Source organism: Azospirillum sp. UFLA03-27 (assembly GCF_059803775.1).
The window spans coordinates 18679-32462 of sequence record NZ_JAUQTX010000050.1 but is presented as its reverse complement, the minus strand read 5'-3'; the positions used below and the strand labels follow the sequence as shown (position 1 = coordinate 32462).

Sequence of the window (13784 nt, the reverse complement as noted above, 5' to 3'; positions counted from 1 at the left end):
GTCGGCAGCGTCAGATGTGTATAAGAGACAGTTGCCTCCCCCCGCTCCGAACTCCGACTCTCGTTTCCGGTGATTCGCTCGCGGCGAAGGTACCGGACCGAGTCGTGTGCGACGGATGCGGAGATGCGCGATGCTGCTAGCCCGCCTGCTCAGCCCGGCCCTGACCGCCGGCGCTCTGGACATCGTCAGCGCCAACGGGCGGAGGCACCGGGTGGGGGTCGGCACGCCGTCCCTCACGCTGCGTCTGCACGACAAGGCGCTGCACCGCGACCTCGTGGTGAACCCGCGGTTGCGATTCGGGGAAGCCTACATGGACGGCCGCCTGACAATCGAAGGCGGCTCCGTCTATGATTTCCTGGCGCTCCTGAGCGCCGGGACGGACAATGTCCAGGGCGTTCTGGGCAATCTGCGGGAAACCCTCTTCCCCGCGCTACGGCTCATCCAGCAGAGCAATCCCCTAGGGCGGTCGCGGCGCAACGTGGCCCATCATTATGACCTGTCGCGGTCCTTCTTCGATCTGTTCCTCGACCGCGACCTGCAATATTCCTGCGCCTACTTCCCCACACCCGACACCGGGCTGGAAGAGGCGCAGGAGGCCAAGAAACGGCACATCGCGGCGAAGCTGCTGCTTCAGCCGGGCATGCGGGTCCTGGACATCGGCTGCGGCTGGGGCGGCATGGCGCTCTACCTCGCCCGCATGACCGGCGCCCAGGTCACCGGAATCACCCTGTCCCGCGAACAGCTCGCCGTGGCGCGGGAGCGGGCGGCCCATGCCGGGCTGGCCGGTCAGGTCCGCTTCGAGCCGCGCGACTACCGGCAAATGGAAGGACGTTTCGACCGCATCGTCTCGGTCGGCATGTTCGAGCATGTCGGGGTGCCCCATTATCCGGCCTTCTTCGCCAAGCTGCGCGACCTGCTGGCCGAGGACGGGGTGGCGTTGCTTCATGCCATCGGCCGGTCGGATGGGCCGGGCTCAACCAACCCGTGGTTCCGCAAACACATCTTTCCCGGCGGCTACTCGCCCGCCCTGTCGGAGGTGATCCCGGCGGTGGAAAAGGCCGGGCTGTGGAACACCGACGTCGAGATTTTGCGCCTTCACTACGCCGAGACGCTGCGCCACTGGCGGGAGCGGTTCGCGGCCCGGCGGGAGGACGCCCGCGCGATGTACGACGAACGCTTCTGCCGGATGTGGGAGTTCTATCTGGCGGGGGCCGAGATCAGCTTCCGCTACCAGGGGCACATGGTTTTCCAGATGCAGCTCGCCCGCTCGCTGGGCGCCGTTCCGCTCGTCCGCGATTATATGCAGCGCGCCGAAACGGCCTTGGCCGACGCCGTGCCCCGGCCCCTGCGCACCGGCCGGAACGTCGGTGCCAGCAACGCTTGACCAGAGGTGTCCGCGCCACATCGGCCCACAGGTTTTGCTCTGGCCCAAGCTCTTGATAGAACGTTTAAATTTCCCATTACCCCCAGCTTTCACCGGCTGTGGGCAAAAGTTACTCACAGGAATGTGGGTATCCTTAACCCGATCGCACAGCTTTGCGCCCCGCCCTTTGCTAAAGTGCTGCCATGGATGACAAGACCACCCAGCTTTTCGAGCCGCGCCCCCTCGACGGCGGGCTGTCCCGCGCCGCTGCCGTGAAGCCGACGGCGGAATACCGCACGCCGCCGCACAACGAGGAGGCGGAACAGGCGCTGCTCGGCGCCATCCTGGTGAACAACAAGGCGTATGAGAAGGTCGGCGAGTTCCTGCGCGCCGAGCATTTCTACGACCCGGCGCACCAGCGAATCTTTTCGGCCATCGCCAAGATGGTGGAGCGCGGCCAGATTGCCAATCCGGTGACGCTGAAGGCCTATTTCGACAACGACGTCGAATTGGCACCGGATGGTGGCGCCGGCTATCTGGCGCAGCTCGCCGCCAACGTCGTGACGGTGGTCAACGCGGGCGATTACGGCAAGACGATCCACGACCTCTTCCTGCGCCGGCAGCTGATCGAGGTCGGCACGGACATGGTGAACGAGGCGTATCAGCACGACCTCGACATCGACGCCATGGACCAGATCGAGACGGCGGAGAAGCAGCTCTTCGACCTTGCCTCGACCGGCGACGTGCGCGGCGGCTTCGTCGCCTTCTCGGAGTCGCTGAAGGCGGCTATCGCTACAGCGGAGACGGCCTTCCGGCGGTCCAGCCACGTCACCGGCGTGACCACCGGCCTGCGCGACATGGACCGCAAGCTGGGCGGCCTGCATCCGTCGGACCTCATCATCCTCGCCGGGCGCCCCTCCATGGGCAAGACGGCGCTGGCCACCAACATCGCCTTCAACGCCGCCAAGGCGCACATGCGCACCAACGGCGGCGAAGGCGCGCCGGTCGGCTTCTTCTCGCTGGAAATGTCGGCGGAGCAGCTCGCCACCCGTATCCTTGCCGGCGAGGCCGAGGTTTCGGGCGACAAGATCCGCCGCGGCGAGATCAAGGACAGCGACTTCCCCAAGTTCGTGGCGGCCAGCCAGGAGCTCAGCCGTGTTCCCTTCTTCGTGGACGACACGCCAGCCCTGACCATCGCCGCGGTGCGCACCCGCTGCCGCCGGCTGAAGCGCACGCACGGGCTGGGCATGGTCGTGGTGGACTATCTCCAGCTGCTGCGCGGCGGCTCGACCAAGGGCAACGAGAACCGCGTGCAGGAAATCTCGGAGATCACCCGCGGCCTGAAGGCCATCGCCAAGGAGCTGGAGGTGCCGGTGCTGGCGCTGTCCCAGCTCAGCCGCGCGGTGGAAATGCGTGAGGACAAACGGCCGCAGCTCGCCGACCTGCGCGAATCGGGCTCCATCGAGCAGGACGCCGACGTGGTGATGTTCGTTTACCGCGAACAGTACTATCTTGAGCGCGCCGAGCCGGCCCGCCGGCCGGAGGAGACGGAGGACAAGTACAACGACCGCTACGCCAACTGGCAGAAGCGCTACGCCGAGGTGCACAACACCGCGGAGGCGATCATCGCCAAGCAGCGCCACGGCCCGATCGGCAGCGTCCGCATGTTCTTCGATGGCCAATTCACCAGATTCGGCGACCTCGACACGACCCATGACTTCGGCCCCACTGAGTGATCCGCTGGCACGCGCCGGCGCCGTTCTGACCATCGACCTCGGTGCGGTGGTCGCCAACTGGACGCAGCTCCGCGACCGGGTGGCGCCCGCCGAGTGCGCCGCCGTGGTCAAGGCGAACGCCTATGGGCTGGGGGTGGAGCGGGTCGTTCCGGCGCTCGCCGCCGCCGGCTGCCGGACCTTCGTGGTCGCGCAGTTCGAGGAGGCGCTGGCCGTCCGCGCCGTGGCGCCCGCAGAGGCCCGCGTCCTGTCGCTGGGTGGCCTGCCCGCGGGCACCGCACCCGACTTCACGGCCCACCGCATCCTGCCGGTTCTGAACCATCTGGGCGACATCGCCGCGTGGCAGGCCCACGCCAGGGCGCGGGAAACAGCCCTGCCCGCCGTCGTCCACATCGACACCGGCATGAATCGACTCGGGCTCGGTCCAGACGAGTTGGACACGCTGGTCGGCGACCTCTCCCGGCTGGAGGGGGTGGACGTCCGGGTGTGGATGACCCACCTCGCCTGCGCCGACGAAGATTCGGTGATGAACAGCCAGCAGCTCGGGCGTTTCCGTTCGGCGGTCGGGCGGCTACCCGCGGCCGAGGCGAGTTTCGCCAATTCCTCCGGGATCTTCCACGGAACGGCCTTCCATTTCGACCTCGTGCGGCCCGGCTGCGCGCTCTACGGCGTCAATCCGACGCCCGCCGCGGCCAACCCGATGCGGGGCACGATCCGGCTCGACGCCCGGCTGCTACAGGTGCGCAACGTTGACAGCCCTATGACCGTTGGCTACGGTGCCACGCACCGCGTTGCGGCGAGAGGAAAAATCGCAACCATCGCAGTGGGTTATGCCGACGGATATCTGCGCTCGCTCAGCGGGCGCGGCCATGTCTTCGTCAACGGCGTGGCCGCTCCGGTGGTTGGGCGTGTTTCGATGGATCTGGTGACGGTGGATGTCAGCCACCTTCCCGACGAGGCGGTGACGCCCGGCGGGCTGGTGGAGCTGATCGGCCCGAACCGCCCGGTGGACACCGTGGCGAGCGAAGGCGGAACCATCGGCTACGAAATCCTGACCTCGCTGGGCGCGCGTTACCACAGGGTCTACCGCGACCCGCCGCCGCCTGAGGTCGCTTGATGGGTTTCCTTGCCGCCACCGGACGGGCCTTCCTGATCTTTCTGGAAGCCACCGGAAAGCTCGCCATGTTCACCGGCGCCGCCCTGTCGCACTGTGTGCGTCCGCCGTTCTACCCGCGGCAGATCCTGCGCCAGATGATCGACATCGGCTACTACTCGCTGCCGGTGGTCGGGCTGACCGCGCTGTTCACCGGCATGGTGCTGGCGCTGCAGAGCTATTCCGGTTTTTCCCGCTTCCAGGCGGAGGGCGCCATCGCCACGGTGGTCGCCCTGTCGGTGACGCGCGAACTGGGGCCGGTGCTGGGCGGCCTGATGGTCGCCGGGCGCATCGGCGCCGCGATGGCCGCCGAGATCGGCACCATGCGCGTGACCGAGCAGATCGACGCGCTGTCGACCCTGTCGACCAACCCCTTCAAGTACCTGGTGGCGCCGCGCTTGATCGCCGGGCTGGCCATGCTGCCGCTGCTGGTGCTGGTGGCTGACATCATCGGTGTGTTCGGCGGCTTCCTGGTCGGCGTCTACCGGCTGGACTTCAACCCGGCCTCCTACATCGGCCGGACCTGGGAGTTCCTGGAACCGGTCGACGTGATCTCCGGCCTCGTCAAGGCGGCGGTGTTCGGCTTCATGGTGTCGCTGATGGGCTGCTACCACGGCTATCACTCCCGCGGCGGTGCCCAGGGCGTGGGTGCGGCGACGACCAACGCGGTGGTGTCGGCATCCATTCTGATCCTGGTGTGGAACTACCTCATCACCGGCATCTTCTTCTCGACGAAGTGAGCGACTCCATGTCCCAGGTTCCCCCCGCTCATCCGCCGAAGATTTTGCTGAAGAACGTGCACAAGGCCTTCGGTCAGAAGGTCGTGCTCAACGGCATCGACCTGGAAGTCGGGCGCGGCGAGTCGCTGGTCGTCATCGGCGGGTCCGGCACCGGCAAGTCGGTGATGCTGAAATGCATCCTCGGCCTGCTGTCGCCGGACAGCGGCTCCATCCGCGTCGACGGCGAGGAGACGACCAGGCTGCGCCCGCGCGAGCGCGAGAAGCTGCTGCACAAGTTCGGCATGCTGTTCCAGGGCGCCGCCCTGTTCGACAGCCTGAAGGTCTGGGAGAACGTCGCCTTCGGCCTGATCCAGGGCGAGCACATGCCGCGCGCCAAGGCCAAGGACATTGCCATCGCCAAGATGGGCGCGGTCGGTCTCGGCCCGGAGGTGGGCGAGCTGTTCCCGTCAGAATTGTCGGGCGGCATGCAGAAGCGCGTCGGCCTCGCCCGCGCCATCGCCGACGAGCCGGAAATTATCTTCTTCGACGAGCCGACGACCGGCCTCGACCCGATCATGGCCGACGTGATCAACGAGCTGATCGTGAAGTGCGTGAAGGATCTGGGCGCCACCGCCGTGACCATCACCCATGACATGGCCTCGGCCCGCAAGATCGCCGACCGTGTGGCGATGATCTACCAGGGCCGGATCATCTGGACCGGCCATGCCAACGACATCGACCATTCCGGCAACCCCTATGTGGACCAGTTCGTCCATGGCCGGGGTGAAGGGCCGATCAAGATGCAGGTGCGGGCGCTGTAAAGCGCCGCAGCGCCGGTTCGTGCAATATTAACTTGCCGCCCGGTAGGGTCGGCCAGAAAGAACGCCGGCCACGACAGGCCGGCGTCCCATCGGAGAGACGAGCATGGCGGACATCACCACGAACGGACTGGCCTTCGCGAGCTTCATGCTGAGCGCCAAGATTCTGGAGACGCTCCAGGCCAAGGGGTTGCTGACCAACGAAGAGACGGTGCAGACCATCAAGAACGCCCACGAGCAGCTCCTCAAGAACGACAACCAGCTGTCGCTTGAAGCGGCCGACGCACTCGCCCATTTCTTCGCCGGCCCGACCGACGGGAAGTGACCGTTACGGCGTCGGACGCGCCGCCGATCGCGCAAGGTTGTCGCGCAGTTCCGGCAGCAGGACGGCGCCCAGCATGGCGATGACCGGCAGCAGGGCGTAATCGCCCTCTGCCGCCGCGGCGAACAGCTCCGCGCGGGTCAGCAGCTCCAACCGCATCTCCTCCAGGTCCCCGGAGTCCGCCTCGGCCACTTTCCGGGCGTTGCGGGCGTGGAACATATGGCAGACGCAGCCGCGCTGGTTGCCCTGCACCACGTAGGAGCCGAGCGCGATCCAGTCCTCCGCGGCATAGCCGGTTTCTTCCAGCAACTCGCGCTTCGCCGCCGCCAGCGGCTCCTCACCGTGGTTCAGCGCCCCGGCGGGGAAGGTCTGGCTGACGCGGCGCGGACCGTGCTTGTAGGTGCGCAGCATCAGGACCCGTCCGTCCTCGTCCTCCACGAACATCAGAACGAAATCGGTCTGCTCGACCTGATAGAAATTCTCAACCCGCCGGCCCTCCGGCGTCTCGATGGTCTCGGCGTGCACCTTGAGGAAAGGCCCGGCATCGAGCAGGGTCCGGCGTTCCAGGACCGTCCACGGCTTCAAGTCCCCGCTCATGCGGCGACGGCCCCGGCAACGGTCCCGTAGGGCGGCTGGGTGAAGCCCGCAGGCGACAGGGTGAAGATCTCGCAGCCCGTCTCGGTGATGCCGACCTGATGCTCGAACTGGGCGGACAGCGAGCGGTCGCGGGTGACGGTGGTCCAGCCGTCCGACAGGATCTTCACGTCCGGCTTGCCGGCGTTGAGCATCGGCTCGATGGTGAAGACCATGCCCGGAACCAGCAGAACCCCGGTGCCGCGCTTGCCGAAATGGTCGACATGGGGCGCGTCGTGGAACACCCGGCCGATGCCGTGCCCGCCGAAGTCGCGCACCACGCCGTAGCGGTGGGATTCGGCCAGGGTCTGGATGGCGTGGCCGATGTCGCCCAGATGATTGCCCGGCTTGGCCTGCGCGATGCCGGCCATCATCGCCTTGTAGGTGATGTCCACCAGTTTGCGCGCCTTCACCCCGATCTTGTCGCCGACGAAGAACATGCGGCTGGTGTCGCCGTACCAGCCGTCCAGGATCACCGTCACGTCGATGTTCACGATGTCGCCGTCGACCAACGTCTTGTCGTCGGACGGAATGCCGTGATTCACCACATGGTTCGGCGAGATGCAGCTCGCCGCCGGATAGCCGTGATAGCCGAGGGTCGCGGGGATCGCGCCATTGTCCCGCATGAAGGTCTCGATCAGACGGTTCAGATGGCCCGTGCTGACCCCCGGCACCACCTGGGTCGTGATGTGGTCGAGCGTCGCCGCGGCCAGCCGCCCGGCCTTGCGAATCCCCTCGAACTCCTCCGGCCCGTGCAGCGGGATCTTCCGCGCGTCCTTGTCCGCCACCGTGTCACCTCACATCCGTTGTTCATCGTGATTCCGGGACAGAACCTACCACCGGAACGGCCGAGAAAAGCCCCAGCTTTTTATCACCTCTGCCATAGGATTTAGAACGTCAGCTTGCTATATGTGGGGCGCTGCCGCTCCAACCAATCGCTAGACCTTTGGCAAAGCCAACCACCCGCTACGTCTGTCAGGCTTGCGGCGCGTCCTTCCCGAAATGGGCGGGTCGCTGCGACGCCTGCGGCGAATGGAACACCCTCGTCGAGGAAGCCGCACCGGAAGCCGCCCCCAAGGGATTGGGCGTGGCGCGCGGACGCCGGCTGGACTTTGTGGGACTGGCCGGGTCCAGCGAGGCGCCGCCGCGCCGCATGACCCGCATCGAGGAATTCGACCGCGTCTGCGGCGGCGGCCTCGTCCCCGGATCGGCGATCCTGATCGGCGGCGATCCCGGCATCGGCAAGTCGACCCTACTTCTCCAGGCGATGGCCCGGCTGTCGCAGGAACACCGCTGCGCTTACGTCTCCGGCGAGGAAGCGGTGGATCAGGTCCGCCTGCGCGCCGTCCGGCTGGGCTGCGCCGCCGCACCGGTCCAACTCGCCTCGGCGACCAGCGTGCGCGACATCGTCGCCTCGCTCGACGGAACGGACGGGCCGGAGGTGGTCGTCATCGATTCGATCCAGACCATGTATGTGGACAATCTGGACAGCGCCCCCGGCACCGTCGCCCAGGTCCGGGCGAGCGCGCAGGAGCTGATCCGCGTGGCCAAGCGGCGCGGCTGCGTCCTGCTGCTGGTCGGCCACGTCACCAAGGAAGGCACCATCGCCGGTCCCCGCGTGCTGGAGCACATGGTGGACACGGTGCTCTATTTCGAAGGCGAGCGCGGCCACCAGTTCCGCATCCTGCGCGCGGTGAAGAACCGCTTCGGCGCGACGGACGAGATCGGCGTGTTCGAGATGACCGACGGCGGGCTGGGCGAGGTCGCCAACCCCTCCGCCCTGTTCCTGGCGGAACGGCGCGGCGACGTGTCGGGCGCCGCGGTCTTCGCCGGCATGGAGGGCACCCGCCCGGTGCTGGTGGAGGTCCAGGCGCTGGTCGCCCCCTCCCCGCTCGGCACGCCGCGGCGCGCGGTGGTCGGCTGGGACTCGGCGCGGCTCGCCATGGTCCTGGCGGTGCTGGAGGCGCGCTGCGGTGTGCAGATCGGCGCCAACGACGTCTATCTCAACGTGGCCGGCGGGCTGCGCATCACCGAACCGGCGGCGGACCTCGCGGTCGCCGCGGCGCTCGTCTCCTCCCTGACCGGGGAGCCGGTGCCCGCCGACGCCGTGGTCTTCGGCGAGATCGGCCTGTCGGGCGAGGTGCGCGCCGTGGGCCAGAGCGACGCCCGGCTGAAGGAAGCCGCGAAGCTGGGGTTTTCAACGGCGATCTTTCCGGCTAGACGGAACGGCAAGAAGCCGGGGCGCGGCGATACCGGCCTGAAATCGGTCGAACTGCAGCAGCTCAGCGAACTGCTGCCGCTGTTCCAGGCCGGATCGGGACCCCGTCCGCCGCGCGGCCGGGATTAGAGCGTCTGATTTGAGACGAGCATCTGAAGCGAAAGCGCACGAGGCGTAGCGGCGTTATGGACACCTTCCCGATCAACCCGGCGGATCTGGCCGTCATCGTGGTGCTTCTGCTGTCGGCCCTGCTGGCCTTCACCCGCGGCATGGTGGCCGAGGTGCTGTCGGTCGCGGCCTGGGTGGGCGCGGCGCTGATCACGCTGAACGCCCTGCCCCACGTTCTGCCCATCGCGCAGACCTACATCCACGTCGAGATGGCCGCCTACGCCGCGTCGGCGGTGGCGCTGTTCGTCGTCAGCCTTGTGGTTTTGACAATCCTGGGCCGCGTCGTGTCGCGCGGGGTACAGAATTCCGGCCTTTCGGCGCTCGACCGCTCGCTGGGCTTCGTCTTCGGCCTGCTGAAGGGTGCAATCCTCGCCTCCGTCGCCTATCTCTTCTTCGCCTGGCTGGTGCCGAACCCGGCGGAGCATCCGGCTTGGCTGCAGAGCGCCAAGACCCGGCCGATGCTGCTGTCGGGCGCCGCCATGATCTACGAGGTGATGCCGGAGTCGCTGCGCAAGGACGGGCTGGGCCAGATGGACATGGCGCGGGAGCGCGCGCGGCAGGCGGTGGAGGCCAAGGAAGCGCTGGACCGCCTGTCCACGCCGGTGCCCGGAGCGCCGAAGACCGGTGGTGCGTCGCAATCCGATACCGGCTATAAGGACCGGGACCGCGGCGACCTTGAGCGACTGATCCAGAACGCACGCTGAACGCCGCATGGTGCAGAGTGCCTGTGAGTAACGCCCCGCTGGCAAAGAGGCCGCCGGGGCAATGCCCTTTGGTGATGCTGTGTATGACGAGGATCTTCCGATGCTGACGACGCATCCGTTCGACGACGACAAGCTGCGCGAGGAGTGCGGCGTGTTCGGCATCCACAGCCATCCGCAGGCGGGGGCCATCACCGCGCTCGGCCTGCATGCGCTGCAGCATCGCGGCCAGGAAGCCTGCGGTATCGTCAGCCACGACGGCGACCGCTTCCATCTGGAACACACGCTGGGCCTCGTCGGCGATCATTTCTCGTCGGAAGCCATCATCGGCAAGCTGAAGGGCCCGCAGGCCATTGGCCACGTCCGCTACGCCACCACGGGCGATACGACGATCCGCAACGTCCAGCCGCTCTACGCCGACTTCGAGTTCGGCGGCTTCGCGCTGGCCCACAACGGCAACCTGACCAACGCGCACACGCTGCGCCGCCAGCTCGTCCGCCGCGGCTGCCTGTTCCAGTCCACCACCGACACCGAGACCATCGTCCATCTGATGGCCATCGCCCGCGGCGGCTCGCCGGTCGACCGTCTGATCGAGGCGGTGCGGCAGGTCGAAGGCGCCTTCTCCCTGGTGGCGCTGACCCCGAACGAGGTGATCGGCGTGCGTGACCCGCTGGGCGTCCGCCCTCTGGTCCTGGGAAAGCTTGGCGATACCTACATCGTGACCAGCGAGACCTGCGCCCTGGACATCGTCGGCGCCGACTATGTGCGCGACGTTGAGCCGGGCGAGATGGTCGTTCTGAACGAGCAGGGCGTGCAGAGCCTGCGCCCCTTCCAGCCGCAGGGCCGCCGCTTCTGCATCTTCGAATACATCTACTTCGCGCGTCCCGACAGCGTGATGGAGGGATCCTCCGTCTACAACGCCCGCCAGCGGATCGGCGCCGAGCTGGCCCGCGAATCGGGGATCGAGGCCGACGTGGTGGTGCCGGTTCCCGACAGCGGCGTGCCTGCGGCCCTCGGCTATGCCACGCAGAGCGGCGTGCCCTTCGAACTGGGCATCATCCGCAACCATTATGTCGGCCGCACCTTCATCGAGCCGACCGACCAGATCCGCCATCTGGGCGTGAAGCTGAAGCACAACGCCAACCGCGCCATGATTGAGGGCAAGCGGGTGGTGCTGGTGGACGACAGCATCGTGCGCGGCACGACCTCCAAGAAGATCGTCGAGATGGTGCGCGCCGCCGGGGCGAAAGAGGTGCACATGCGCATTTCCAGCCCGCCGACCTCGCACCCCTGCTTCTACGGCATCGATACGCCGGAACAGAGCAAGCTGCTCGCCCACCGCATGTCGGTGGAGGAGATGCGCGACTTCATCCAGGCCGACAGCCTCGCCTTCATCTCCCTGGACGGTCTCTACCGCGCCATGGGTGCGGAGCGCCGCGACCCGCAGAATCTGACCTTCTGCGACGCCTGTTTCACCGGCGACTATCCGATCGCGCTGACCGATGCGCTGGACCACCCGCCGGTCGAGGCGAACGTCCGCATCCGCGCCTGACCGCCTGACCGCCGCCGCGACGGGCCGGCCGCAACCCAGCGGACCGGCCCGTTTGCCAATCCCGCTACCGAACATCGTCGAGTCGCCGCCATGTCCCGTCTTTCCGGCCGCACCGCCCTCATCACCGGTGCCTCGCGCGGCATCGGCGCCGCCGTCGCCAAGCGCTTCGCCGCCGAAGGCGCCCACGTCATCCTCGCCGCCCGCACCGTCGGCGGTCTGGAGGAGACCGACGACGCAATCTTCCAGGCCACCGGCCGGAACGCCACGCTGGTCCCGCTGGACCTGCGGCAGTTCGACAAGATCGACCAGCTTGGCTACTCGATCTTCGAGCGGTTCGGGAAGCTCGACATCCTGGTCAGCAACGCCGGCGTCCTGGAAGCGCTGGGGCCAGTCGCCCATTACGATCCGAAGCTGTGGCAGCGCGTGATGGACGTGAACGTCACGGCCAACTTCCGCCTGATCCGTTCCTTCGACCGCCTGCTGCGCGCGTCCGACGCGGGGCGCGCCATCTTCGTGACCTCGGGCGCCGCGAACGCGCCCTACCCCTACTGGAGCCCGTACGGGGCCAGCAAGGCGGCGCTGGAGGTGATGGTGAAGACCTACGCGATGGAAATCGCCTCGTCAAACCTGCGCGTCAATCTGGTCGATCCCGGCATCGTGGCGACCAAGCTGCGCATGCAGGCCTTCCCCGGCGAGGACCAGACCAAGCTGGCCCAGCCGGACGACGTGACCGAGCCCTTCGTGGCGCTGGCGGAGGCATCCTGCACCCGCCACGGCGAGGTGGTGTCGGCACAGGGGTGACTTGCGCATTTCTCCTTTCACGCGCCTGAGGCTGACGCCGGCATGACACCCGAACAAATCCAGGCCCGCGTGCTCTACCGCGATGGGCTCATGCTCATCATCGACAAGCCCGCCGGCCTGCCCGTCCACGCCGGGCCAGGCGGCGGTCCAAACCTGGAACGCCACTTCGACGCCCTGCGCTTCGGCTTTCCGAAGCCGCCGGGGCTCGCCCACCGGCTGGACCGCGACACCTCCGGCTGCCTGATCCTGGGGCGGCACCCGAAGGCCCTGCGCAAGCTGGGCAAGCTGTTTCAGGACGGCAAGGTCGACAAGACCTATTGGGCGGTCGTTGCCGGCACCCCGCCGGAGGAGCAGGGGCGGATCGAACTGCCGCTGAAGAAGGTGACCAACAAGAGCGGCGGCTGGCGCATCGTCGTGGCCGACGACGGGCAAAGCGCCATTACCGATTACCGGGTCCTCGGTCGCGGCGACGGCACCACATGGCTGGAGTTGAAGCCGCACACCGGGCGCACGCACCAAATTCGCGTGCATTGCGCCACGGCGCTGGGCTGCCCGCTGCTGGGCGATCCGCAATATGGCGGTCCGGAGGGGCATCCGCTGCATTTGCAATCGCGGGCCATTTCGCTCCCCCTGTACCCCTCCCGCGAAGCGGTCGGCGCGGTGGCGCCGGTTCCGCCTCACATGCGCGCGGCGCTCGCCGCCTGCGGCTTTCAAGGAGACGACCCGGCCTGACAGCCGGGCCGCCGGGCCGTTACGCCCGCCACTCGGCGCGCTTCTCCGTGCCGGCCTCCGTCTCGTGCACCATGAAGCCGACATAGCCGGCCACGATTGCGAGGACGGCGTGCAGCCAGATGTCGTTGCCGTGCAGCGGCACCAGCCCGAACAGCGTGTTCAGACCCGGAATGAAGCCGAGGACGGTCAGGACGGCATAGGCCACGGCCACGCTGCGCAGATAGCTGCGCGAAGCCAGACGGCTGGAGAAGTAGGCGAAGAAACCCCACAGGCCGAACAGGAGATGCACGATGTTGTGCAGCAGGTTCACCGGGAACAGCCCGAGCAGATAGCCATGGAAGGATTCGACGGCGAGGGTCATGCCTTCCGGGGGTGGGGACAGGAAGGTCGGAATGAAGCCCAGTATGCCGATGGCCGTAAAGGCCGCGGCATAGACCAGCGTTACGTTACGCCACCACATGTGTCTCTCCGTTGGCAGACAGGGGATGAATCCGCCTTACCAACAGAGGGTTTAGAAGCAGCGTTCCCTTGATCCGGCCGCAATCTCAGGCGGCCACCGCCTCCATGGTCACGGCCTTGACCGGGCACACGCCCGCACAGTCGCCGCAACCGGTGCAGCCCCCCTCCTCGATGATCGGCAGCCAGCGGCCGCGGCCCAGCGGCCGGAAGCGGATTGCACCGTGGTCGCAATGGTCGCCGCACATTCGGCAGTCGGTTCCGCTGTAGGACAGGCAGCCCGCGCCGATGCGCGCTTCCAATGCCTGGGAAGGCGCTGCTGGCGGCTGGGACGGCCCCGGTTCGGAGCGGAAACGCCCCCGGAACAGATCCGCGCGACTGATCGCCATGACGGTCGCCCTCCCCCAATCCTATT

15 protein-coding genes are annotated in these 13784 nt (G+C 67.4%); 11 read left to right on the top strand and 4 right to left on the bottom strand.

All coding sequences use genetic code 11. From position 1 onward, the window contains the following. Nucleotides 1–130: 130 nt before the first annotated feature. From Q4I23_RS10495 to Q4I23_RS10470, 6 genes are all read left to right on the top strand, one after another. Nucleotides 131–1384 (top strand): class I SAM-dependent methyltransferase, encoded by a 1254-nt coding sequence (locus tag Q4I23_RS10495; protein ID WP_498526187.1) that lies wholly within the window; start codon nt 131–133, stop codon nt 1382–1384. Between the two features lie 182 nt (nt 1385–1566). Beyond that, nucleotides 1567–3099: a replicative DNA helicase gene (locus Q4I23_RS10490; protein WP_035673601.1), complete on the top strand. Its 1533-nt coding sequence runs from the start codon at nt 1567–1569 to the stop codon at nt 3097–3099. Beyond that, a complete protein-coding gene (alr, locus tag Q4I23_RS10485; RefSeq protein WP_454018330.1) occupies nt 3077–4213 on the top strand; it encodes an alanine racemase in 1137 nt (378 codons plus the stop codon). Before Q4I23_RS10490 ends, alr begins: the two co-directional genes overlap by 23 nt. Next, a complete protein-coding gene (locus tag Q4I23_RS10480; RefSeq protein ID WP_014240372.1) occupies nt 4213–4989 on the top strand; it encodes an MlaE family ABC transporter permease in 777 nt (258 codons plus the stop codon). The genes alr and Q4I23_RS10480 overlap by 1 nt, the downstream gene beginning before the upstream one ends. An 8-nt stretch (nt 4990–4997) precedes the next feature. After that, nucleotides 4998–5789: an ABC transporter ATP-binding protein gene (locus Q4I23_RS10475; RefSeq protein ID WP_498526186.1), complete on the top strand. Its 792-nt coding sequence runs from the start codon at nt 4998–5000 to the stop codon at nt 5787–5789. Nucleotides 5790–5892: 103 nt separating this feature from the next. Continuing rightward, nucleotides 5893–6111 carry a hypothetical protein gene (locus Q4I23_RS10470; protein WP_035673594.1) on the top strand — a complete coding sequence of 73 codons (219 nt, stop codon included), beginning with the start codon at nt 5893–5895 and terminating at the stop codon, nt 6109–6111. 3 nt (nt 6112–6114) lie between these two features. Here Q4I23_RS10470 and Q4I23_RS10465 read toward each other — a convergent pair whose 3' ends face one another. Together Q4I23_RS10465 and map are read right to left on the bottom strand one after the other, a co-directional pair. Further along, entirely contained in the window at nt 6115–6705 is a 591-nt protein-coding gene (locus Q4I23_RS10465) for an NUDIX hydrolase (RefSeq protein ID WP_498526185.1), read from the bottom strand. Then, nucleotides 6702–7529, bottom strand: coding sequence for a type I methionyl aminopeptidase (map, locus tag Q4I23_RS10460; RefSeq protein ID WP_454018327.1), 828 nt, complete (start codon nt 7527–7529; stop codon nt 6702–6704). Before map ends, Q4I23_RS10465 begins: the two co-directional genes overlap by 4 nt. Before the next feature lie 158 nt (nt 7530–7687). Between map and radA the strand changes: the two genes are divergently transcribed. The 5 genes from radA (at nt 7688) to Q4I23_RS10435 (ending at nt 12913) form a co-directional block, all read left to right on the top strand. Further along, nucleotides 7688–9088 carry a DNA repair protein RadA gene (gene radA / locus Q4I23_RS10455; protein ID WP_041811042.1) on the top strand — a complete coding sequence of 467 codons (1401 nt, stop codon included), beginning with the start codon at nt 7688–7690 and terminating at the stop codon, nt 9086–9088. A gap of 56 nt (nt 9089–9144) precedes the next feature. Beyond that, nucleotides 9145–9831, top strand: a complete 687-nt coding sequence (locus tag Q4I23_RS10450; protein ID WP_454018325.1) for a CvpA family protein — start codon at nt 9145–9147, stop codon at nt 9829–9831. Nucleotides 9832–9931: 100 nt separating this feature from the next. Beyond that, nucleotides 9932–11380 (top strand): amidophosphoribosyltransferase, encoded by a 1449-nt coding sequence (gene purF, locus Q4I23_RS10445; protein WP_449225803.1) that lies wholly within the window; start codon nt 9932–9934, stop codon nt 11378–11380. Between the two features lie 90 nt (nt 11381–11470). After that, nucleotides 11471–12181 (top strand): SDR family NAD(P)-dependent oxidoreductase, encoded by a 711-nt coding sequence (locus Q4I23_RS10440; protein WP_498526184.1) that lies wholly within the window; start codon nt 11471–11473, stop codon nt 12179–12181. Nucleotides 12182–12223: 42 nt separating this feature from the next. Continuing rightward, on the top strand, nt 12224–12913 hold the full coding sequence (locus tag Q4I23_RS10435) for an RluA family pseudouridine synthase (protein WP_454018323.1): 690 nt from the start codon (nt 12224–12226) through the stop codon (nt 12911–12913). A 19-nt stretch (nt 12914–12932) separates the two neighbouring features. On the opposite strand, the gene Q4I23_RS10430 is transcribed toward Q4I23_RS10435, so the two are convergent. Together Q4I23_RS10430 and Q4I23_RS10425 are read right to left on the bottom strand one after the other, a co-directional pair. After that, nucleotides 12933–13373, bottom strand: coding sequence for a DUF4383 domain-containing protein (locus Q4I23_RS10430; RefSeq protein WP_237903636.1), 441 nt, complete (start codon nt 13371–13373; stop codon nt 12933–12935). An 85-nt stretch (nt 13374–13458) separates the two neighbouring features. Next, nucleotides 13459–13758, bottom strand: a complete 300-nt coding sequence (locus Q4I23_RS10425) for a 4Fe-4S dicluster domain-containing protein (protein WP_498526183.1) — start codon at nt 13756–13758, stop codon at nt 13459–13461. Between the last annotated feature and the right edge of the window lie 26 nt (nt 13759–13784).